Raw genomic sequence first — 23,325 nt, forward strand, 5'->3', positions numbered from 1 at the left:
GGGGTTGGATGACGGTTTTGGGCCAACGCCTATCTTTGATTACAACTTGTAAAGTCTGGGGGAGTCTGGTGCTATATCGTACGGCGGCGAAGACTCACCCGGTGAAGCTACGCCCGCCCCCCCTCTTCGGCTTCGCCGGAAAGAGGGACTCGGAAGTTCATTATTTTTGTAATATGTTAATAATGAGCGTTCAAGTCCCTGTTTCTGACGCAAATAAAGAGAGGAATGGAGCAGTACAGAGTCGGCCGGGTGAGTATTAACCGTCGTTCAACCAAGTGTTTGTCTATACCCCCCTGCCGCTTAAGCTATCCTGTCTGTTTTATAAATGGTAACTCCGCCATCTAGTATTGGGCTGGCCTGTACTACAAATTTTTTGATGTGCGGCTGCTGGTTGTGCACATCCAAACCTTCCTGGCTGGCCCAGGTTTCATGGAAGATGAACTGGGTATCATCATCTGTCGATTGGTACAGTTCATATTGTAGGCAGGCATCCTCTTTGGTCGATGCTGCTACCAACTGATTAAGGTAACCTTTTAGCTCGTCGGTATTACCGGGTTTACACTTCACTAAGGCTGTTAAGTACACTTTCATGGTTGTTGTTGTTGATAAATAGCTTGGTTAAATGCTCCTGGTAATTTTGCAGGTTGGCTTCAATGTTGGCGTTTTTCATCACATCATAAAAATGAATGCTTTCTAAAGGTTCCATGCCTGTAAAGGCATTCATACGGTGAAAGCCAAACAGCGGGCCTTCATCAACACTGTGCTCATTAAAAAATTCGCCGGGTAGGGTAAAGGCTGTTACCGGCGCGTTCCATGAGGTGGTTAGCAGGTATTTTTTGCCATGCATTAAGCCGCCGGTACCATAGTTAATGCCGGGGTTTTCGGCTGTGCGGCCGTCGCTGCGGTAAATGCCGTTTTGATAGCCCGCTGTAAAAACTTCATCAATATACTTTTTAAAACCATGAGGTAGCTGAAACCACCAAACCGGGGTATGGTAAATAATTACATCGGCCCATTTATAGTTTTCGGCCTCCTGTGCGGGGTCATAAGGGTTGTTGATATCGGTCGACCGCACTTCAAAATTAGGTTTTTCTTCAAAGTATTTTACGGTTGTGTCCAGTAATGTTTTATTGAACAGGCCGCCCGAATGGGCGAAGATTTGCCCGCCATTTATAACGAATATATTTTTCATTTTTTATCTCGTGTTAACTGGCATCAAAATTACAGCACTGTTTAATATAATTAAAATAACATAAGTTATACATTTGTATTATAATTATGATGATTGGTTATGGTGAATTTAGAATGGTTCCGTACGTTTAAGGCGATATATGAAACAGGTTCGTTAACCGGCGCGGCCGAATCCTTGTTTATTTCGCAGCCGGGGGTAAGCCTGCATTTAAGCTCGCTTGAAAGTTATGTGGGCTACAAGCTGTTTGATCGCTCATCGCGCAAAATGGTATCAACCGAGCGGGCTAAGATATTGTATAACTACATACAGGAGTCGATTTGTAAATTGGAGGAGGCCGAGCGGCATTTTCATAAAAGTACCGAGAAGGATGTGCCTACCATCAGTATAGGCATGTGTTTTGAAACTTTTCAGTTTACACTGGAATCGTACCTGCCCACGCTGCCATTTAACGTGATCATTAAATTTGGCGAGTACCCCCAAATGCTGGCCGATTTAGACAGCGGTATCCTTGATATGATCATTACCCCGCAAAAAGGTGATTATAAGGGTTTAGAATATAAGCCGTTTTTTAAAGAGCGTATTGTGGTACTGGCGGGGCCGCAAACCGATGTGGATGAATTTAACAAGTTGCTCCTAACAAAAGATTTGCCTCAAATACAGGATTGGCTAAAAAACCAAACCTGGTACGGCTCATCGGGCGATATGGAGCACCTGCGACGCTTCTGGCACACCAATTTTGGCAAACGCCCCGATTTTAAACCCAATTTTATAGTGCCCAACATGGGTTCCATCATTCGCTGCCTGAGCGGCGGAAAAGGTATTGCGGTGATCCCCGATTTTTTGTCAAAAACTGAGCGCGACCTGGGTAATATTAAACTGCTTTGGGAAGGTTATAATATTATAGAAAACACGCTGTATTTTGGCACACGCAAAAAATCAATCTATGCCAGGGAAGTGGCTATGGTACAGGAGATTTTTGAAAGGGAAATGGTGTGAATAAAAAGGTAACCGCTTAAGCAACCTGGTTTAGCTTTCTTTTATCTACCCGTTTTACAAACTCATCCGTCCGCATAAATTCATAGCCTTTTGATTTTCCCCAACTGATAAAATCTTCCAGCCGTTTTGCAAAAGGCTGCCCCGAGTTTTTAACCACATATTTGGGGAACCCAAACCGGGCATCGTTCAGATTGGTAAATTCCCAGGGGTGAAAATACAGGTTAAGGTAGCCATCTTTTTTATGGGTGATACCGCTCATCCGCTTTAACAGGCCCATAGGCAGGTTATGAAAGCTGAGCCAAAATAACGGAAAACGAATCAACGGCGATACGGATGCCGGTATCTGCAACACATCCTGATCGTAAAACCAAGTACGGGGCTTGCCAAAGTTATTGTACCTGCCGGGGATAAATGTGGGGTTGATGGATGAATTGTAAGTATAGCCAGCTTTAGCTATTTCGCGTTCGTCCACCGGCATCATCCTCGCCATGCGAAAGCCGGTTACTTCGGCCCCGGATATTTCTTCGAGTTTGGTTTTCGATTGCGCCAGGTGCTCGGGTTTAAAATCTGAATGATAATAACCGTGCGAGGCTATTTCATGGCCTTCGCTTACAATCTGGTTAATAACTTCCGGCTTATGCACAGCATAATTTGCTGTACAAAAAAAGGTAGCCTTTATTTGTGACGATTTTAGGATGGCCAAAATAACGTTAGTGCCCTCGGTTGATATGGATAACTGCTCTGCGAACGATATTTGTTTACCATATTCCAATGGCATGTCAAACTCTTCGATATCAAACCCTAATAAGATCATTCTTTACATTTACAAGGTTGGTAGACCTGATGAGATAATTTGGACGTGCTTTTGACTGCATAAATATTTTGCCCACATATACGCCAATAATGCTTAACACCATCAACTGTAGACTCCCAAAAAACGCTATAGTAGCTATAATAGATGCCCATCCGTTAACAGCGTAACCTTCGGCAAAGCTAATTAAAACATAAGGGATGTAAAAAACAGCCATCAGGGAAACTGTTAGGCCCACGCCGGTCATGATATATAATGGCCTTGCGCTAAATGCCATAATGCTGCCCACTGCCAGCTTCACCAGTTTTATAAATGAATAGCTTACTTCGCCGGTATGCCTTTTTGAGGGGGTGTACGGTATGCCGTATTGTTTAAAACCGGCCCATTTTATGATGCCCCTTAAAAACAACTCATGTTCATCAATTTGTTTTAATTGCCTCACAACCTTTTCGTCCATCAGCCTAAAGTCGGCAGTGCCATCTTCTAATTTAATGTCCGATAGCATATTTATGCCTTTGTAAAAAAGTTTTGAAGTAGCTTTCTGATAAAATTTTGCATGCGGATTTGCGTTTTCGCGGTAGGTATAAACAATATCATAGCCTTCTTCCCAAAACTGCAGCATTTTCAAGATCAGGCTGGGTGGGTGCTGCATATCTGCATCCATGGTTATAACGGCGTCGCCTATAGCTACGCCAATGCCGGCCTTAAGGGCATTGTCTTTTCCAAAGTTCCTGGAAAGCTCAATGAAAAATACGTTTGGATATATCTCGGCATTGAATTTTATTTCGTTAACGGTGTTGTCGCTGCTGCCGTCATCAACAAAAATCAACTCGAAATTATATTCGGTTTCGTTTAGGGTTTTGGTAAGCGCCTGGATCAGAAACCCCACATTATTCTGCTCATTATGGCAGGGGATAATGACCGAGAGTTTCATCTTTAAATCGGAAATCATATTGCTCAGTAGGTTTTAAGGTTGCTGCAGGTCAGCTTATACCGTATGAATATTTTTATTGGTCATTAAAAAAACACATAAATCAATAGCAATTGCGTTTGTTTTACTGTTAGGATTCCAGTACACTAACGCCATGCTTTCCTCAATACGTAGTTTTTTGTATAAATGTAACTTTCTCTTTACAAAAATAATAATTTATGTATTATTTTAATTACAAAGCGCATTTTAACACTTTAATCTGAAGAAATTCTGAAGTATTGAGGGATAGAGGAAAAGGTGCAAAAAAACAGGCATTTAAATTATAAAGCAGCTTTGGTTTCTGGCTTCACGAAGTTCCTGCTTAGGGTTTCGTACACTATCTTCAGCCAGATTAAAAAGCAGGGCAGCGACTTTAATTTGTAAGGCAATACGTACGTTTCGCGGATAGATCTGGGGAAAAGATCGGATGGCGATAGGGTGGTTAAAATGATGGCCAGTACCAGTAAAAATATTTCGAAACCGGTTACGGGCCTGTTTAAATTCATAAACCAGATGCCTACACCTGCAAACGCGATAATATAAGTAGGCGACTCGGACCCGCTGCTGAAAATTACGGCAAATATTAATGCCGATGACAGGATAAGTAAACGGTAAGGCGTCGATTTAAAACAATTTATCCGCAGGTATGAAAGGGCGAACAACGCCATTGCCGGGATAATTACCAATGTGTTTTTTAGCCCTGGGTAGTTTAATATCCTGCGAAAAAAGCCCATAACGCAAATATCCTGCATAAGGGAGCCTTCGTTTTGTAAGTTTTTACCTTTCAAATCTACATACCAATCGCGGTAGGTTTGCACAATAAACGCCGGCGACGAGATGAGCATCGGCAACACAAACATTACAACCGACCAAAAAATAAAGCTGGCAATAAACTTGGGTTTGTTATCGGAAAAGAAGAAGAACGCCAGGCCTACAATACCGTACAATTTGATGAACGTGCCCAGCACAATCATCAGCGCGGCCCAAAAATCCTGTTTTTTATTAATGAAGTTAAAGCTTAAAATAATAAGCCCAGCCACCATGGGGTTGCTTTGCAGGTTTGCCGATGCCGTCATTAGTTCATGGGCGCAAATAAGCAATACTATTAAATATTGGTTCGGCTTCAGCGGCAGCAACCGGATGGCTTTAAAAAGCACAAAGGCATTAAACATTACCCAAAGCATAATGCCCACGTAGTCGGGAAAAAACGTAAAGGGCGCAAATATGATGGAAAAAATGGGGCCGTAATGGTTCAGATCGTTATATTGTTCCGGATAGGCTGCATACAGGTTTTGCTGGTGCAGCGTATGTAAAAAATTATATTTAAAAATGGTGTAATTGTTAAAACCCTGGTGGTTTAGCATTTCCTTAAGTACGATGAGGAAACTTAAACCAAACCACACCGAATATACAAAGGGTTTATTATAAATGAGTTTGGATAGTTTTTGAATCATGAGGGATAAAGCAGGGCTCAAATATAGTAATCTATCAAGAATGTTACGTGGATTTTAATTGGTTGATAGTTTACCTGGATTCCCCGGGTGTTCTTGGTGCTCAAAATCCTTACACAGCAATGAAACAAAAAGTATCGCAAATGAGTACTTTTACATCATGTAACGGCCGTTACTATGTAGCTGTTTATCAATTAAACAAAACAATAAAATGCCTTCAAATATTCAAAAAATAACTTTCGGCAATGGGTGCTTTTGGTGCACCGAAGCCGTTTTTCAATCGCTTAAAGGAGTAATTTCGGTAACATCGGGCTACATGGGCGGCCATGTTGATAATCCAACTTACAAACAAGTTTGCACCGGCACCACGGGCCATGCCGAGGTTATTGAACTGGAGTACGATGCCGATGTATTATCGCTGGATGAACTGTTGCTGGTTTTCTTTAAAACTCACAACCCTACAACTCTTAATCGCCAGGGCAATGATGTAGGTACGCAATACCGATCGGCCATTTTTTATACAACCACTGAGCAAAAGGACGCAGCCATTGCCATGATTAATACCCTAACCAATGAAAAGGTTTTTGACAGCCCTATTGTAACCGAGGTAACCCCGGCCAGCCAGTTTTATAAGGCCGAAGATTATCACCAGAATTATTTTAACGATAATCCCGGTCAGTCGTACTGCGCGTTTGTTATCCAGCCTAAACTCAATAAATTTGCCAAAGAGTTTACGGATAAAATTAAGCCGGAGCTGTTGTAAATTTATTGGGGTGCTGGGATGTGGGGTTTAGTAAAATTCGATAGACCGTCTTGGCTTTGAACGCTGGCTACGACTCACCCCGGCTACGCTACGCTGGCCGACCCCTCTCCGGCTTAAGCCGCAAAGAGGGCATCCCCAATTTTTTATCTTTTTGCCCCTCTATGCAACGCAGTCGGAGAGAGGGGCGGACGGGCGTAGCCTCGTCGGGGTGAGTCGACTCGCCGCCATGCGCTATACGCCGTTCCCCACCAGCATTTGACAATTTTTTACAACTTAAGAGCAATAAAAAGAACATAACTACAAATGAAAAACACACACCTACTTCCCGTAATCCTATTGTTTACAGCCTGTGCCGCAACAAAACCCATCGCTACAAACAGTGCTGCATCCATCACCAACAATGGCAAAGTATGGGGCTCCATTTGGCAGCAACGTGCCGCCGAATATAAGGCTTTATGTTTCCAGGCTTATAATATTGCCAGGGTTAGGGTTGATGAAGGTGTGAAAAATCCCGGCAGTAAGCCGCTGGCCATTGTTACCGATATTGATGAAACCCTGTTGGATAATAGCCCCTATGATGCAGCCCGCGCCCTGCAAAACAAAGATTATACCGATGCAACCTGGAAGGAGTGGACCGATAAGGCAGTGGCCGATACGGTACCCGGCGCCCCTGCATTTCTAAAATACGCCGCATCAAAAGGCATCGCTATTTTTTACATCACCAACCGTAACGAAAATGAGCGGGCAACAACTCTTAAAAATCTGCAATTATATGGCTTGCCAAACGCCGACGACGCACACCTGCAATTAAAAACGGGTACATCAAGCAAAGAAGCCCGGAGGTTAAACGTGCTGAAAACCAACAACATCCTGCTGCTTTGCGGCGATAACCTGCCCGATTTTGATATACTGTATGATAACCACCCAACAGAGGAAAGCCGGGCGGCCACCACCCAAAAACTGGAAAAAGAGTTTGGCAGCAGGTACATCATCATCCCTAATCCATCTTATGGTGATTTTGAGGGGGCGCTTTTCGGGTTTAATTATAAGCTTACCAACGCGCAGAAGGACTCGATCATCAGGGCTAAAATCAAGACGGATAAGTAAGTTTTTATTCAGCTTTTTTGGCATTTGATAATGATCAACGTGTTTTTTTGACACAGATAGTCTATCTTTAGCCATTATGTCTGCAAAAAATTTGCCTCATAAAACCTGTTCCGTTTGCAAAAAGCCTTTTAGCTGGCGCAAAAAATGGGAAAAATGTTGGGAAGATGTCAAATATTGCAGCGAACGATGCAGGAGAAATAAATAAATTGCAAATTTGTAGCCTGCATTAATTCAGTTAACTCCCTGTTTAACTATGAGCGATAGAACGATACTGGTTTGGTTTAGAAATGACTTGCGGATACATGATAACGAAATTTTGTTAGAAGCCGTGCGCAAGGCTGATAAAGTTCTGCCGGTGTATTGTTTTGATCCGTATTATTTTCAGCAAACAGCATCTGGTGCCAGCAAAACAGGAAGTTTCAGGGCCCGGTTTTTATTGGAGGCAGTAGCCGATTTACGTAAAAACCTGCAGGGCTACGGCGCCGAGTTGATTATCCGCATAGGCAACCCGGCCGAAATTATACCCCAGCTTGCAGGCCAATACCAGGTAAATGAAGTATATCATCACCGCGAGGTAGCCTACGAAGAAACAGCAAAATCGGAAGAGGTTGAAGCCGCCCTTTGGAAACTGCGGCTTAACCTGAAGCACTTTATTGGGCATACGATGTACCACAAGGAGGATTTGCCCTTCCCGATAAAAGATATCCCGGATAGTTTTGCCGTATTTAAAAAGAAGGTTGAGCGCGACAGCAACGTGCGCCCATGTGTGCCCACGCCCGAACATATTTATACCCCCGATATTGCCGAAGCTGGTGAATTGCCAACTCTGCAACAGTTAGGCTTAAACCAACCTGTTGACGATGTACGGGCTACCAACTATTTTCAGGGTGGCGAAACGGCCGCGCTGGTACAGCTGCATAAATATTTTTCGAAAACCGACCTTGCCGTTAAAGCAAAAGGAAAAGCTGGCATTATTACCAATACCTCAAAATTATCACCCTGGCTGGCGGTAGGCTGTATTTCGCCAAGGCAGGTTTACTGGGAAATATTTAAGCATAACGATGCCCAAAGCAGCATGCTGAAACTGGAGCTTTTATGGCGCGATTATTTCAGGTTTATGTTTAAAAAACACGGCCAGAAATTCATCCAGGCAAAGGTTACTGAAGAAACGGGGGCAGCAAACAACGAAAACTTTGATAAATGGGCGGCAGGCAAAACCGGCATCCCGTTCATTGACGCCTGTATGCATGAGTTAAACGCTACAGGTTATATTTGCAACCAATGCCGCCAGATAGTAGCCACCTACCTGGTAAACGACTTAAAAGCCGATTGGATTAAAGGGGCCGCCTATTTTGAAGAAAAACTGATAGATTATTCGCCTGCAAGTAACTGGGGCAACTGGGCCTTCATTGCCGGGGTGAATGATGCCAAAGTAAGCAAATACACCATCGCCGCAATCCCGCAAAAAGAACTGGATACCAAAAGCGATTTTGTGACTACCTGGGAGTCATCACCTGTAGATGAAGCCGGGGATTTGGTAGGGGTGTGAGGATTTTTATGCCTGAAAATTTAGGCAATCGTCATTTCGGGTATCCATCTGAATGATCCTGAAAAAATGGGGATGACGTGTTGGCTTTAGAGCCTCACAACAGCCATGTCATTGCGAGCGCAGCGTGGCAATCGCGAACTGTGCGAGTCCGCCTGTATTGTTCGCCATTGCTTTACTACACTCATTTCAATCCTAACCAACCGTATTTTACCCTCCAAACCATCCATTCCCATCAAAACTGCATCATTTTTAACTGAATTTCTTTACAATTAATTGTGAAGTATATTACCGTATATGCTTACTTTTGCACTGTTTTAAAGATCATTTTCACATGGATCGTCTAAATTATATCAATAGCGGCAACGCAGACTACATCAATTCCTTATACGAAGCATACAAACAAGACCCCGAATCGGTAGATTATGGCTGGCAAAAGTTTTTCGAGGGGTTTGAATTTAACATAAATACAAATGCAACAGGCACGGTGGCTTCAACAGCTGCACCGGGCGTTGATGATAAAACTTATGATCACTTTTTAAAAGAGATCAAAGTACTTAACATGATAGATGGATACCGCTCACGTGGCCACCTGTTTGCTAAAACCAACCCGGTTCGCGAGCGCCGCCACTATTATCCTGGTAAAGAGCTGGAAACATTTGGCTTAAGCGAGGCCGACCTGGATACCGTTTTTAACTCTGGTGTTGAAGTTGGCCTGGGCGCTGCTAAGCTGAGCGACATTCGCCAGTTACTGGAAGATACTTATTGCCGTGCCATTGGTGCCGAATACAGGTACATCCGCAATCCTATCAAAATCAAATGGTTTGAGGATAGGATGGAAAAAAACCGTAACACACCATCTTTCACCATCGACGAGAAAAAATCGATGCTGAACAAGCTCAACGAAGCCGTTACTTTCGAAAACTTTTTGGGTACTAAATTCCTGGGTCAAAAACGCTTTTCGCTCGAAGGAGCCGAAGCGCTGATCCCGTCCATGGATTCGGTTATTAAAAAAGGGGCCGATTTGGGTATCGAGGAGTTTATCATCGGTATGGCTCACCGCGGCCGTTTAAATGTGCTTACCAATATTATGGAGAAAACCTATAAAGAGGTATTCTCGGAGTTTGAAGGTAAAAACTTTGATTCCGAATCACCTTTTGGTGGGGATGTTAAATACCATTTAGGCTTTTCAACCGATGTAACTACATCAAACGGAAAAAAGGTGCACCTGAGCCTTTGCCCCAACCCATCGCATTTAGAGGCGGTTGACCCGGTTGTGGAAGGTATCACCCGTTCAAAAATCGACTTTAAATATAACGGCGATCATTCAAAAATCGCCCCTATATTAATCCATGGCGATGCATCTGTTGCAGGCCAGGGTATTGTTTACGAAGTTTTACAAATGGAAAAACTGGATGGCTACCGCACCGGCGGCACCATTCACCTGGTTATCAATAACCAGATAGGTTTTACCACCAACTATAAAGATGCCCGTTCAAGTACCTATTGTACCGATGTGGCAAAAACGGTGTTATCCCCGGTATTCCACGTAAATGGCGATGATGTTGAGGCTTTGGCCTACGTTGTTAACCTGGCCATGGAGTATAGGCAGGTATTTAATGAGGATGTGTTTATTGATATCCTGTGTTACCGCCGTTATGGCCACAACGAGGCTGATGAGCCAAAATTCACCCAGCCGCTGTTGTACAAAGCTATCGAGGCGCATGCTAACCCGCTTAAAATTTACAATCAAAAACTGATTGATGAAGGCAGCATTGATGCCAATTACCTGAAAGGGGTTGAGAAAGCATTTAAGGATGAGTTGCAGCAAAAGCTGGATGAATCAAAAGCTGAAGACAGGTTTACCGATACCATTGCCATGTTTGAAGGCGCCTGGAGCGGTTTACACCTGGCCAGCCATAAAGAGTTTGTAAAAGCGATTGATACATCGGTACCTGAAGAAGAATTATTAGCGATAGGTAATAAGTTAACCACACTGCCGGCCGACATGGAGTTTTTCAAAAAAATTGAAAAACTTTTTGAAGACCGCAAAATTATGGTGAACAAGACCAAGGTTTTTGACTGGGCCATGGGCGAACTTTTAGCTTACGGAACTTTATTAAAAGAAGGCTACCCCTTAAGGTTAAGCGGAGAAGATGTTAAGCGCGGTACCTTCTCGCACCGCCACGCGGTATTAACCCTTGCCGATTCGGAGGATGAGTATACGCCATTGGCGACCATCGAAACGGATGCTAAATTGAGTATTTACAACTCCCTGTTATCTGAATATGGCGTGCTTGGTTTTGAGTATGGTTACGCTTTGGCCAACCCTAACGCCTTAACCATTTGGGAAGCGCAGTTTGGCGATTTCTTTAACGGTGCACAAATCATTGTTGACCAATATATTGCCAGTGCCGAAACTAAATGGCAGCGCGGTAACGGTTTGGTGATGTTGCTGCCTCACGGTTATGAAGGCCAGGGCCCAGAGCATTCATCGGCCCGTGTTGAACGTTTCATGGAGCTTTGTGCCGATGATAATATCCAGGTAGCTAACTGTACTACGCCGGCAAACTTCTTCCATATATTAAGGAGGCAGATGCACCGCGATTTCCGCAAGCCGCTTATTATATTTACGCCTAAGAGTTTATTGCGCAGCCCTAAATGTGTATCGCCGATAGAAGATTTTACCAGCGGTAAATTCCACGAGCTGATAGACGATACTTACGCCGATCCTAAAAAGGTAAAACGTGTATTGCTTTGTACCGGTAAAGTTTACTATGATTTGCTGGATAAACAGCAAGCCGATAAACGCAAAGACGTAGCCATTGTACGTGTAGAACAACTATACCCAACCCCGGTTACACAGATACTAAAGGTAAAAGCCAAATACGAAAAAGCTACCGAGTTTTTCTGGGTACAGGAAGAGCCCGAAAATATGGGTGCATGGCCATACATTTGCCGCAAATTCCACAACGATACGGTAATTAACCTGAATGTGATATCGCGTAACGAGGGAAGTAGTACCGCTACCGGTTTTGCCAAACAGCATGCCGCGCAGCAGTTATACATTGTTTCAAAAGCATTTGAAGCACCAGCCGGTAAAGTGGTAAAAGAAGCAATAAAAAAGACAACCAAAAAAATGGCTGACGCCGGAGCGGATTGAGTTAGGTTATACGTTTTACGTGGTACGTTATACGTGATCATGCAAAACGTACAACTTAAAACGTACAACTTAAAACGTATAACGTACAACCATCTAAAATATACAAAACTAAAATATGAGTTTAGCGATCAAAGTGCCTACCGTAGGTGAATCAATAACAGAAGTAACCCTGGCAAGCTGGAAAAAAAAGGATGGCGATCACGTGGAAATGGATGAGGTTATTGCCGAGTTAGAATCGGACAAGGCCACTTTTGAACTTACTGCCGAGCGTGCAGGTACTTTACAAATTGTTGCCAAAGAGGGCGATACTTTAGCCATTGGCGCATTGGTTGCCAATATTGAAGAGGGCGAAGGCGCTGCTGCTCCTGCACCGGCTGCACAACCACAGCCCGAAGTTGTTGCTAACGCACCTGCACCGGCCCCTGTTGCCGCTGCCGCGCCTGTTGCTGCTCCGGCACCAGCCCCTGTTGCAGGTGGTGGCTCTTTAGAAATTAAGGTGCCAACCGTAGGCGAATCAATCACCGAGGTTACTTTATCCCGCTGGATAAAAAAAGACGGTGATGCGGTTGAAATGGACGAGGCCATTGCCGAACTGGAATCAGATAAAGCCACATTTGAATTAACTGCCGAAAAAGCAGGCGTATTAAAAACCATAGCCAAAGAAGGCGACGTATTGCCAATTGGCGCTGTTGTGTGTACCATTGAAGGTGTAGGCGCTGCCCCTATTACAGTTACTCCCGCAGTAGTAAGCGCAACCGACGAATCGCCTCGTGGCGGTGCGGCGGTACAGCCCGGAGGTGTTACCTATGCATCCGGTACCCCATCGCCTGCGGCTGCTAAAATATTAGCCGAAAAAGGCGTTGACCCTAAAGCGGTATCCGGTACAGGTGTTGATGGTCGTATTACCAAAGGCGATGCATTAGGCGCGCAAGCTGCAAGCCCTAAGGCTGTAGCCGAAAGTCCAAAGCCAGCAAGCGCAGTTCCAACTCAAAACTCAGAACCCGCAACTCAAAACTCAAGAAGCGAGAAACGCGAGAAAATGACCTCGTTGCGTAAAACTGTTGCCAAACGTTTGGTAGCTGTTAAAAACGAAACAGCCATGCTTACCACTTTTAACGAAGTGGATATGCAGCCTATCATGGAATTGCGCAGCAAATACAAAGATAAATTTAAAGAGAAACATGGCGTTGGTTTAGGCTTCATGTCGTTTTTCACCAAGGCTGTTACCGAGGCGTTGAAAGATTGGCCGGCTGTAAACGCCCGCATTGAAGGCGAAGAAATTGTATACAGCAATTATGCTGATGTTTCTATCGCGGTATCGGCCCCTAAAGGTTTGGTAGTTCCGGTTATCCGTAATGCAGATAGCTTGAGCCTTGCCGAAATTGAAAAAGCCATTGTGGTATTAGCCGGTAAGGCCCGCGAAAACAAACTCACCATCCCGGAAATGACCGGTGGTACCTTCACCATTACCAACGGCGGTGTATTTGGATCGATGATGTCGACCCCGATATTAAACTCGCCGCAATCGGCTATCCTGGGTATGCACAATATTATTGAGCGCCCCGTTGCCGTAAACGGGCAGGTGGTTATCCGCCCGATGATGTACCTGGCCCTGTCATATGATCACCGCATCATTGATGGCCGCGAATCGGTAAGCTTCCTGGTACGCGTAAAACAACTGCTGGAAGATCCTGCAAGGTTATTGTTAGGGGTATAAATTTCCTGAAATTATAATATTTGAGAAGCCCGGCAAAGTCGGGCTTTTTGCATTGATGATATTTTTATACGAGCGACGAGTTGCAAAGCGGGCGTAAACAGCTGATTTAACCCCTGCCTCCCCCTTCCCCAAGGAAGCAATCGCACACACCCTGCACTTTTTTTATTTCTTCCGAACACCTATGGAGGCGACAACACCAATAGGAAACATAGGGATTCCTATGGAGGACCATCACAATGTACCTCAAGCCGAACGAGTCGATTTCGGCAGGATAGCGTGTGTGGACTGTCCCATATTGTATAAACTGTTCGATGAGTAACGGGAAACTGTAATATGAAAAACTTAAGGGAATGTTTGTTTTTAACAATTAATTGTAATTAACTTTAGTAAGTTACTACTTAACTGATATTTAGTACTTAAAACCTGACTTTTTCGCTATGCGCTACTTCAACAACACGGGCAATGTGTCGCTGTTCCTTTACCTTTTATTTGTGGGTATTGCTATATTGGGAATGATCTTTATCTGTTACCTTATTTTTAAAAGTAAGTTGGAAATGGAAAGGATTGACAAAATAATTGATGTTTTTAAATCTGTAATAGTTACGACGGCCATTGGCACGGTTACGCTTATTATTACCGACCTGTTTAAAGAGCGCAAACAACAACTGGAGGAAATGAGCGCTTTTAAAGATTACCTTCCGTATGTAACCGATAATAAAAAAAATCTCAATGACATGAAGTTTTTGTGCGATTTTATGGTATCTGTGGCGCCGGAGGGTCTGAAAAAATCGTGGGAAGATTGGCGCACAAAACTAAATGGCAAAGAGGATACCCTTAAAACAATAGCTGCCCTGCAGACGGCTATTGTTAAACAACCCGATAAACCAAGCATACAGCAAATAAAAGATTATAATAAGTTGGAGGATAAAAAGCAAGCAATTTACCAGGACCTTAATTTAAACGTAAATAATAGCTACCTGGTTGTAATAGGCGCCAATAAAACTGTTGGCCCGGCGGCGACTGAACTGAAGTTTGCAAAAGATAGTATAAGCCAAAATGCCGCCATTTATAAAAAAGGAAACTGGTACCGGACAGTGATCCCGGTAACCACCAATTACGATGATGCCAAAGCGATAGTTAGCCTTGTAAGCGAAAAATCCAAAGGTAAAAAAGCAGCCTACATTGTATCGCTTAAAAGCTGGTGTAATTCGCCCACCTTTTCCGCAACCGAAAACTGTTACATTTGCAACCTGTGAACGGGCTTAGCAACATTGGGTGAGGAGAATTGCATTCGAAAAATCGCTATTCTTTTACCAGCTCTTGCCGCCACCTCGATAAACATCGGGATGGCCCGCATGCTAAGTATACGCCGTGCTTTTAGGACAATTGACTATTATCTCTCGTCAACATCGATCCTTTCGCTTTACAAATTGGGGTTCCGTTTAAAATACAAAATATCGGATATGAATTAACATCCGGGATTTGCATATTCATTACTTAAAGGCTAAAACCATTATATCATCCTTTAGGTTCCGAGCCTCAATCTCCCAAAAATACAAACTACTTTGTATTGCACGCCTTACCTCCGCGCCGTAAAATTGTATCAACAAACAACCAAAACCACCATGACAAAAACATATTTATTTAGTCCCTGATCTGCGCAAGTAAATTGCATACACAATCGCTCCCTACACCCCTTTTTAAAACCCAGTTAGCCTAAAAAAATGGAATACCTGATAGCTACAATTGTAATCATGCTGTTTTGCATAACAGCGCTTGCGCAGGAAAACTCGTCAGAAAGCGCAATAATAATATCGAGAGATACTCCCAAGTCTTCAAAAGCAGGAAAGGAGCACGCAAAGCAAATGACAAAGCACATTTGCCTCCCAGCCTTTACAGGTTTGCCTAAGTTTGCGGGCCTGCTTTGTTTGGATGTAGTCCCGATAAACGGACACAAGGCGGTAAGCATATATTTACCGGCCTGGTATGGCAATGTAACGGTGCCACAATCGTCGTGGGCAAATCGTTATGAGCGGCCATTCGCCGTTGGTATTGCAACAGAAACAGGAGGCTATATAGCTATATTGCCGCAGTTTAAGCTTGTTAATTTATTTGGCAAAGCATTGTGTTTTGTCGTGAAAAAATTACAACTTAGTTAAAGCATAACCAGCCTGTTGCCAATTACCAGGCGCTATAATTATCAACCTACTTATTACTTAACCTAATTTTCCTCACCATGACTTGCAAAACACGGCTACCATTCATGTATTGCGCGTTAATAGCACTTTGCCTGTTAGCTCAATCAGCATTTAGCCAAAACACATTCGAAAAAGAATTAAAGCAACAAATTGATTCGTTTTTAGCGGTGAAACCTAATGTGGTTGCACCGCAGGAAATACCGCAAGTAGGCCAGCGCGAACTTTACCCCAGCGATGCGCCGTCTGCACTTTTAACGCCTACCGGTTTTGGAGGCTATGGCATGTATATTTTTGGCGGCCTGGGTGGTGCATACCCGGAAGTATACAGAAACAATAAAGCTGATTTAATAGCCTCGGTAGGCGCTTGCGTAGGCGACCCGATTGAGGCTGTAAATTTTGCAGCCAGTTTAAACATGACGGATGTACACAGGTTCAGAGACTTTTCGGGAAACTTTATCCTTAGCCGGAAACTGTTTGCCGGTACAAGTATAGCGGCAGGTGCGCTTCAAGTGTTTGCGAACAACAAACAATCAGACTCGCCGGGTTCGACTTTTTTTATGGCGATAAGCCACGCGGTACAAACGCTTCCATCGTTAACGCCCGGTAGTTCGAGGCTTAGTTATACCATTGGATTAGGAAGCGGCCGGTTTTATGAAAAAAGCCCCAAAGATATTGCAGCCGGTAAAGGCAAACATGGTACCGCCGTATTTGGCAGCATATCATTTGAAGTAATACGCCATTTAACCTTAAATACCGAATGGACAGGGATGAACCTGGGCCTATCGGCGGGTATACGTCCATTCAAAACGCCAATTAGCCTGGGCATTGGCGTGGCCAACCTAACAAAGTATTCATCAGACAGGGCCAATATGGTTTTTTCGATTGGACTACCACTCTCACTTACCCGATTAATGACCAAATAATTTACATTATGAAAAAGATAATCATCACATCAATGTTTGCTGTGGCAACATTACTGGCAGGTGTAAAGCATGCCAAAGCACAAAGCAACCGCTCGGATTGGAATGTACCACCGCCAATACCGCCCGTACCGCCTATAAAAATGCCGCCGCCGATACCAACGCCGCCGCCAATACCAACGCCGCCGCCGATACCAACGCCGCCGCCGATACCAACGCCGCCGCCGATACCACCGCCGCCACCGATAACACCGCCGCCGCCGATACCGACGCCGCCACCAATACCAACGCCGCCACCGATACCGACGCCGCCGCCAATACCGACGCCACCACCAATACCGACGCCGCCGCCGATACCAACGCCGCCGCCGATACCAACGGTGCCGCCGATACCAACGCCGCCGCCGATACCAACACCGCCGCCGATACCAACGCCGCCGCCGATACCTGGCTTAAAACCATTGCATTGATAAGAAATGGTTGTTTGCTTATGATTCATGGTTGATAGCTCATAGCCCTTAGGCGATCTGGTAGAAAACGTTTGCGACAAATTTTTTCGCCACGGGCTATAAGCTACGAACAAAACCATGAACCATGATCTATGAACCATGAACAAAATAAAACTACGGCCCAATCATAAAAAAGATAAAATGAGAACATACATAAAAAAACTAAAAGTCATTTTAACGCTGTTGCTTGTAGTGGTTGCGGGGATGTGCTTTGCCCAAACGGCCCCCCTGAAGCTTGAGCTGAAAAAGATGACAGAATTACCGGCCAGCGCTCTTTTAAATACTACATCGGTTACACCTTTTACAACGTCTGCGATTGTTGGGGACGAGCACCGCCTGCTGGCATTTAAAAAAGGCGATGGGTATCAAAAAACAACACTGGTAAACTCAAATACTATTTTGGCGCGGTATGATCAAAAATTTACTATCAGCAGCAACTCATCGGTAACAAAAAACTATAACGTTACCGATGCTACAAAATCGGGTTTCCAGGTTGCGGTTACTACCAATCGCATTGCCGATACTATATTTGCCATGGGCAAATCGATGGCGTATAATTCCGATCAGCCATCGGATACCAGTTCATATATCCAAAAACGGTTTACAGCAATGGTTGGGCAAACGGCAAACGTTACCCTTGGCATCCGCGATACTATTTTCGATATTAAAGGTGGCAGTAGCCAGGCCGTTAACGATACGCTGTTTGCATTTACAGGTTTACAAAACGATCAGCTGGTTAAAGGCGGCTCCTTAGGGCTCACTGTAGATTACGCAGCACTTCAAACTATGAAGAAGGGCTATACCTGGGTAGATACTACCACCAGTGCCGGTACCAATGTGAAAAATACGTTCTGGATTGAATCAAAAACGGATAAAACCACAACTGTAGCTTTTGAAAGCGCACTGCGCCGGCAATATTCAAATAGCAATACCAATGGTGTTTATGTAATTGATAATGCTACGGGGGTTGTTTTAATACGCCAGATGCGAAGTGTTACCACCGGTTACCAAATATTAAACAATGTAGTATACACAGCGTCCCGAAGCACAGCCTCTATCGAAAGTTGTTATAAAATACAATAGACCCCCAGCCCCTGAAGGGGGAGCTTTTGATTTGCAGGGTGTATTTTCAGGGGAAGCATATTAACAAAACAGTCCGGCAATCAATAGTGATGGCCGGACTGTTTTATTAGCGATTGTGGCAATGGAAAAAGGTATCGGGTATTAAATGCGGCTGTCTTTTTTACCGTTGATGCAGGTACTTTTTAAACTTATAAAAACTTGTATTTTTTTGTAATTTGTTGATGCCTTGTTGCAGATTATTTGCAATTAATTCTATGAAAATTGAAATTTTTTACCGCATTTTAGCATTAAAATAAATTTTAAGAAGTTTTTTAGGGTAATTAATGTAAAATTTTCTTCCGCTCCTTACTTGCCGGGTTTAAATAACCATTGTCGGCCAGCCAGTCGGCCAAACGTTGCGGCCAGGTGCTGATGGTTTGTAATTTCGATCGTTTGCCCATGTTAAAACCATGGGCCCCCTGGGCATACAAATGCACCTCGATGGGTACCTTGGCCTCGCGGTATTTTTGCATCAAACTTACCACCGGTACCGCGCAGCATGGGTCGTCATTGGCAGCTAATAAAAAGGCCGGTGGTGCGTTGGCCGGTACCACATCCGGTATATATAAAGGGCCGGGGTAAATCTGTATGATAAACTTGGGGATGGCGCTCTGTCTGTCAACCGGATCGGGTGCATTCGCATCGCCTTTGCCATCGCCAAAGGCAACCATATCAACAACCTCGCCGCCTGCCGAGAAGCCCATCAGGCCTATCCTGTTGGTATCCAGGCCATATTCGGCCGCCTTGCTGCGTACCAGGCGCATAGCCCGGTGCCCATCCTGTTTGGCGTGCACATCAATTTTATAAGGCGATAGGGTATCGCGACCTAAACGGTATTTCAGCACAAATACAGTAACACCCAGGTCATTCAGATATTTGGCAGGTTCAATACCCTCGGCGGTATAAACTAACAAACGGTGGCCGCCGCCTGGGCATATTACCACTGCCGCACCATTGGCCTTACCTGCCGGGGGAGCAAAAACCGTAAGCGATGGATTGTGAATGTTTTTTACCCAGTAATCCTTAGCCTGCTCGGGCTCATTTCGCCTGTTTTCGAAACCGGGTGCACCATTTGGCCAAAGTGGTATAACGGTAGGTTTGTCTTGCGCCAAAGCCGCAAACGAGGTAATAAAAAGTGCCAGGGTTAGGTAAATACCGGTTGTCGTACTCTTGTTCATAGTCAATAGTTAAGGGTTCATAGTCGGAAAGTCATATTTCCAATTAAGCGTCTGTTCAATAAACTTTTATCTAAAATAATGGTTATTATTGGTAATAATAGCTAAAACTATTAACCGTTAGTAATTAACTAAATAGTGAAAAAATTATGGCAAATTTCCAGGATATAATAGCTTCAGAAATTCCGGTACTGGTTGATTTTTCGGCCGAGTGGTGCGGCCCCTGTAAAATGATGCCGCCTATACTAAAGGATGTAAAACACGCCCTTGGCGATAAAGTAAAAATCATCAAGATTGATATCGACAAAAACCCACAAGCGGCAAGCGCTTACCGGGTGCAAAGTGTGCCAACGTTAATGATATTCCAAAAAGGGCAAACCAAATGGCGCCAGGCCGGTGTTGTGCAGGCAAGGGAACTGCAGCGTACGGTGGAGATGTTTATATAAGCCTCACCCCGGCCCTCTCCAAGGGAGAGGGGGTAAACAACGATCTATTAAATAATTACATAACCAACGCGCCAATCAAAAGTCCTGTCCTTTGGAGAGGATTTAGGTGAGGCCAACCAAATCAAACATGGCAACTATCGAAAGTATCCAGAACGCATATATTGATTATGTGCTAACCGAAGGCTCGGAGCCTAAGTCGGTATATATATTCGCTAAGCGAAATGAAATGAGCGAGGCTGAGTTTTACCAGTTTTATGGCTCGTTTGAAGCACTGGAGCAGGCTATTTGGGCAGGTTTTACAACTAAAACTATCGCCGAAATAAAAAGCCAGGAAGTTTGGGCGCAATATTCTGCCCGCGAAAAGGCTTTATCTTACTTTTACGGTTTTTTTGAGTTGCTTAAGGGCAGCCGAAGCTTTGCTATTTATTCCATCAAAAAACAACCAAGAGGTTTTACTACGCCACGTGTGTTTGAACAGATGAAAACGGCATTCGAAAGTTTTGCCGAAGATATACTGAAGGAAGGGATAGAAACCACAGAACTTACCGACCGTAAATTTTTTAGCAAACGTTATAAAGACGCGCTTTGGGTGCAATTTGTATTCGTACTCAACTTTTGGGTAAATGATAACTCTACGGGATTTGAGAAAACGGATGAGGCTATCGAAAAAGGCGTCAATGTAACGTTCGACCTTTTTCAACGCTCGCCCATCGACAATTTGTTTGAGTACGGAAAATTCCTGGTGAAAAACGGCGGGATATAAAGAAGTATGGACTTTTAAAATTATTATGACAGATAGCGAAACAGATTTTCCATCAGCTTTTGGAGAATATTCACAGGGAGCTTCGCCCGAGCAAAATAGCATACCAACAACCAAAGTAGAACGCAGCGCCAAATTTGTAAAAACAGGGTTTAAGATAGGCGGCAATTATATTAAGCATTACTCAAAAAAGCTGTTCAACCCGGATATGGATAAATCTGAGCTGAACGAGGATAATGCAGCTGATATTTACCAATCATTGAGCGAGCTTAAAGGCAGCGCCCTTAAAGTAGCACAGATGCTGAGCATGGATAAAAACCTGCTGCCGCAGGCCTATGTAGATAAGTTCACACAATCGCAATACAATGCGCCGCCACTTTCGGGTCCGCTAATTGTGCAAACGTTCAGGAAATATTTCGGTAAAAATCCCGATCAGATATACGATAAATTCAACATTCGGTCGAACAATGCCGCATCAATTGGGCAGGTACACCAGGCCGAACTGAATGGGAAGAAACTGGCCGTAAAAATTCAGTATCCCGGTGTAGGCGAATCTATCTCGTCCGATCTGAAACTGATCAAGCCATTTGCCTTCAGGATGCTGGGCATGAGTGAAAAGGAATTGAATGTGTACATGAGCGAGGTTGAAGAACGCTTGCTGGAAGAAACCGACTACGAACTGGAGGTCCGCCGATCTATTGAATTCTCTACCGCTTGCGCCAATTTGGATAATGTAGTATTCCCTACCTATTATCCGGAGTTGAGCAGTAAGCGCATTATTACTATGGATTGGCTGGAAGGGAAACACCTTAAAGAGTTTTTGGCCACCAACCCATCACAGGAATTGCGTAACCAGATTGGGCAGGCCCTTTGGGATTTTTACAATTTTCAGCAGCACGAGATGCGCGCTGTGCATGCCGATCCGCATCCTGGCAACTTCCTGATAACCCCCGAAGGTAAACTGGGATGTATCGATTTTGGTTGTATTAAAGAGATGCCCGAAGATTTTTACTATCCTTTCTTCTCGCTTACTTCAACCAATCTGTTGGATAATAAGGAAGAAACTATTAAAGCCTTTCGTTTGCTGGATATGATCCGTAAGGATGATACCCCGGCGCAGGTTGAATTTTTTTATGGCCAGTTTAAAGAAATGATAAGTTTGTTTGCCATGCCTTATATTGACGATCACTTCGATTTTAGCCAATCAGAGTTCTTCGACAAGCTTTTTGCCTTTGGCGAGCGCCTTTCAAAAATGCCCGAGTTTAAGCAGGCCCGCGGCGTTAAACACTTCATATATGTAAACCGTACCAACTTTGGGTTATACAATATATTACACGAATTGAAAGCCGAAGTGAAAACGGATACTTATAAACCGCATGTGGTACTGGAGTACTAAGTATAATCCAGAGATGGCAGATTTGGAACATGCTGATTTTTACTTACATTTGGATATATCAGCCTGTACCTTATGAAATTGAGTTATTTGTTAATAATTGCAATGTTTGCCTTACTTTCTTGCAAACCTAAACCAACACTTGTAGTAACACGTGATAACTTAAAGCCCGTTCGCGTTTTGCCGGCCAGTTATAAAGCAACTACGGGCATCAAAGCATCTTCAGCTGATACCTCCGAAATGAATGCACATCTCAATGCTTTTGCCAACTATTATGTATTAGTTGCCGACACAGGGAAGGATTATGATGAGTTGAAGGCAAAAATGCTTGCGCTACATGAATCGTCAAACCTGGCCATTGATACCATGGGCCGTTATTACGATAAAACCAAGGGTTTGATTGATTTGCCGGACGATGACGATGATGAAATGGATACAGGGGAATATTTCCCCCGCAGATACCCTTCTGAAAGTTTAAGCCTGGAATACCTTGATGAGTACCGCCCCGCTTCCAAGTCTAAAATGATTGCTTTAATAGTTGGTATATACGAAACTAAAACCAGTGCCGATAGTGCCTTAAATGCTATTAAACCCGGTAAAAATGCTTTTGTGCAGAAAGCCCGAATTTATGTGGGATGCATGTATTAACTATATTGGAAAGGTCGATGCCATTATAATCTCGATGCCACTGCCTTAAATCTTATCCTGTTTCAATTTTTCCTGCTGATACATAACGTCTTAGTGGTTTATATTAAATAAACATTAAAAACAGTTTGCATAAGTGTTAAAAGCGCGTACCTTTGCAGCCCGCAAATAAGGAAGCGGGAAAGTTCTTAGAAAGGTTGCTGAAGGAGTTTTTTGAAGCAGGAATAGGTAGAGGGTTTAGATAAAAAGGAAACTCAAAAAAAACTTCAGATAAAATTTCGGAAAGCGAAAAAGTTTACTACTTTTGCACCCCGCCACGGAGGGAGAAAAGAGAGAGGGGTAGGCGGACAAAACGGAAGAGATTCTTTGAAGATCGAGAGATAAAAAAAAGAAAAAATAAGTTTTGGAAAAGTAAAAAGGAATACTACCTTTGCAGACCCA

Annotated in this window: 22 protein-coding genes; 16 read left to right on the forward strand and 6 right to left on the reverse strand. The window is 43.8% G+C overall.

Annotated features, from left to right (window positions below; all coding sequences use genetic code 11):
* Nucleotides 1-300 precede the first annotated feature (300 nt).
* Both ACFGVS_RS26185 and ACFGVS_RS26190 read right to left on the reverse strand, forming a co-directional pair.
* Nucleotides 301-567, reverse strand: coding sequence for a putative quinol monooxygenase (locus ACFGVS_RS26185; RefSeq protein WP_439696218.1), 267 nt, complete (start codon nt 565-567; stop codon nt 301-303).
* Nucleotides 557-1,192 (reverse strand): NAD(P)H-dependent oxidoreductase, encoded by a 636-nt coding sequence (locus ACFGVS_RS26190; protein WP_439696219.1) that lies wholly within the window; start codon nt 1,190-1,192, stop codon nt 557-559. The genes ACFGVS_RS26185 and ACFGVS_RS26190 overlap by 11 nt, the downstream gene beginning before the upstream one ends.
* A gap of 99 nt (nt 1,193-1,291) precedes the next feature.
* Between ACFGVS_RS26190 and ACFGVS_RS26195 the strand changes: the two genes are divergently transcribed.
* Complete coding sequence (locus tag ACFGVS_RS26195) at nt 1,292-2,188, forward strand: LysR family transcriptional regulator (RefSeq protein ID WP_439696220.1); 897 nt, start codon at nt 1,292-1,294, stop codon at nt 2,186-2,188.
* Nucleotides 2,189-2,204: 16 nt separating this feature from the next.
* Here the strand turns inward: ACFGVS_RS26195 and ACFGVS_RS26200 are convergent, their stop codons facing one another.
* From ACFGVS_RS26200 to ACFGVS_RS26210, 3 genes are all read right to left on the reverse strand, one after another.
* Nucleotides 2,205-3,002, reverse strand: a complete 798-nt coding sequence (locus tag ACFGVS_RS26200) for a polysaccharide deacetylase family protein (protein WP_439696221.1) — start codon at nt 3,000-3,002, stop codon at nt 2,205-2,207.
* Nucleotides 2,983-3,951 (reverse strand): glycosyltransferase family 2 protein, encoded by a 969-nt coding sequence (locus ACFGVS_RS26205; protein ID WP_439696222.1) that lies wholly within the window; start codon nt 3,949-3,951, stop codon nt 2,983-2,985. The genes ACFGVS_RS26200 and ACFGVS_RS26205 overlap by 20 nt, the downstream gene beginning before the upstream one ends.
* Nucleotides 3,952-4,250: 299 nt before the next feature.
* Nucleotides 4,251-5,423, reverse strand: coding sequence for a glycosyltransferase family 87 protein (locus ACFGVS_RS26210; protein WP_439696223.1), 1,173 nt, complete (start codon nt 5,421-5,423; stop codon nt 4,251-4,253).
* Between the two features lie 208 nt (nt 5,424-5,631).
* Between ACFGVS_RS26210 and msrA the strand changes: the two genes are divergently transcribed.
* The 11 genes from msrA to ACFGVS_RS26265 all read left to right on the forward strand — a co-directional run bounded on the left by msrA (nt 5,632) and on the right by ACFGVS_RS26265 (nt 18,426).
* Nucleotides 5,632-6,183 carry a peptide-methionine (S)-S-oxide reductase MsrA gene (msrA, locus tag ACFGVS_RS26215; protein WP_439696224.1) on the forward strand — a complete coding sequence of 184 codons (552 nt, stop codon included), beginning with the start codon at nt 5,632-5,634 and terminating at the stop codon, nt 6,181-6,183.
* Between the two features lie 303 nt (nt 6,184-6,486).
* Nucleotides 6,487-7,290 (forward strand): 5'-nucleotidase, lipoprotein e(P4) family, encoded by an 804-nt coding sequence (locus ACFGVS_RS26220; protein ID WP_439696225.1) that lies wholly within the window; start codon nt 6,487-6,489, stop codon nt 7,288-7,290.
* A 76-nt stretch (nt 7,291-7,366) separates the two neighbouring features.
* Nucleotides 7,367-7,495 (forward strand): DUF2256 domain-containing protein, encoded by a 129-nt coding sequence (locus ACFGVS_RS26225; protein WP_439696226.1) that lies wholly within the window; start codon nt 7,367-7,369, stop codon nt 7,493-7,495.
* A gap of 48 nt (nt 7,496-7,543) precedes the next feature.
* Nucleotides 7,544-8,839, forward strand: coding sequence for a DASH family cryptochrome (locus ACFGVS_RS26230; RefSeq protein ID WP_439696227.1), 1,296 nt, complete (start codon nt 7,544-7,546; stop codon nt 8,837-8,839).
* 331 nt (nt 8,840-9,170) lie between these two features.
* Complete coding sequence (locus ACFGVS_RS26235; protein WP_439696228.1) at nt 9,171-11,999, forward strand: 2-oxoglutarate dehydrogenase E1 component; 2,829 nt, start codon at nt 9,171-9,173, stop codon at nt 11,997-11,999.
* Between the two features lie 115 nt (nt 12,000-12,114).
* The gene (gene odhB, locus ACFGVS_RS26240) at nt 12,115-13,716 is read left to right on the forward strand and encodes a 2-oxoglutarate dehydrogenase complex dihydrolipoyllysine-residue succinyltransferase (RefSeq protein WP_439696229.1); all 1,602 of its coding nucleotides are present in this window, start codon (nt 12,115-12,117) and stop codon (nt 13,714-13,716) included.
* Between the two features lie 437 nt (nt 13,717-14,153).
* Nucleotides 14,154-14,972 (forward strand): hypothetical protein, encoded by an 819-nt coding sequence (locus ACFGVS_RS26245; RefSeq protein WP_439696230.1) that lies wholly within the window; start codon nt 14,154-14,156, stop codon nt 14,970-14,972.
* A 468-nt stretch (nt 14,973-15,440) separates the two neighbouring features.
* The gene (locus ACFGVS_RS26250; protein ID WP_439696231.1) at nt 15,441-15,875 is read left to right on the forward strand and encodes a hypothetical protein; all 435 of its coding nucleotides are present in this window, start codon (nt 15,441-15,443) and stop codon (nt 15,873-15,875) included.
* A 77-nt stretch (nt 15,876-15,952) separates the two neighbouring features.
* Nucleotides 15,953-16,837, forward strand: coding sequence for a hypothetical protein (locus ACFGVS_RS26255; protein WP_439696232.1), 885 nt, complete (start codon nt 15,953-15,955; stop codon nt 16,835-16,837).
* Nucleotides 16,838-16,934: 97 nt separating this feature from the next.
* On the forward strand, nt 16,935-17,339 hold the full coding sequence (locus ACFGVS_RS26260) for a hypothetical protein (RefSeq protein ID WP_439696233.1): 405 nt from the start codon (nt 16,935-16,937) through the stop codon (nt 17,337-17,339).
* 145 nt (nt 17,340-17,484) lie between these two features.
* Complete coding sequence (locus ACFGVS_RS26265; protein WP_439696234.1) at nt 17,485-18,426, forward strand: hypothetical protein; 942 nt, start codon at nt 17,485-17,487, stop codon at nt 18,424-18,426.
* A gap of 320 nt (nt 18,427-18,746) precedes the next feature.
* Here the strand turns inward: ACFGVS_RS26265 and ACFGVS_RS26270 are convergent, their stop codons facing one another.
* The gene (locus ACFGVS_RS26270; protein WP_439696235.1) at nt 18,747-19,643 is read right to left on the reverse strand and encodes an alpha/beta hydrolase; all 897 of its coding nucleotides are present in this window, start codon (nt 19,641-19,643) and stop codon (nt 18,747-18,749) included.
* A gap of 146 nt (nt 19,644-19,789) precedes the next feature.
* Here ACFGVS_RS26270 and trxA point away from each other — a divergent pair, with 146 nt between their 5' ends.
* The 4 genes from trxA to ACFGVS_RS26290 all read left to right on the forward strand — a co-directional run bounded on the left by trxA (nt 19,790) and on the right by ACFGVS_RS26290 (nt 22,887).
* Nucleotides 19,790-20,086: a thioredoxin gene (gene trxA, locus ACFGVS_RS26275; protein WP_090652262.1), complete on the forward strand. Its 297-nt coding sequence runs from the start codon at nt 19,790-19,792 to the stop codon at nt 20,084-20,086.
* A gap of 127 nt (nt 20,087-20,213) precedes the next feature.
* Nucleotides 20,214-20,849, forward strand: a complete 636-nt coding sequence (locus tag ACFGVS_RS26280) for a TetR family transcriptional regulator C-terminal domain-containing protein (protein ID WP_439696236.1) — start codon at nt 20,214-20,216, stop codon at nt 20,847-20,849.
* Between the two features lie 25 nt (nt 20,850-20,874).
* Nucleotides 20,875-22,242, forward strand: coding sequence for an ABC1 kinase family protein (locus tag ACFGVS_RS26285; protein WP_439696237.1), 1,368 nt, complete (start codon nt 20,875-20,877; stop codon nt 22,240-22,242).
* A 102-nt stretch (nt 22,243-22,344) separates the two neighbouring features.
* Nucleotides 22,345-22,887, forward strand: coding sequence for a hypothetical protein (locus tag ACFGVS_RS26290; RefSeq protein ID WP_274209552.1), 543 nt, complete (start codon nt 22,345-22,347; stop codon nt 22,885-22,887).
* Nucleotides 22,888-23,325 lie beyond the last annotated feature (438 nt).

The organism is Mucilaginibacter sediminis, assembly GCF_051903035.1.
Classification (GTDB): Bacteria; Bacteroidota; Bacteroidia; order Sphingobacteriales; family Sphingobacteriaceae; genus Mucilaginibacter.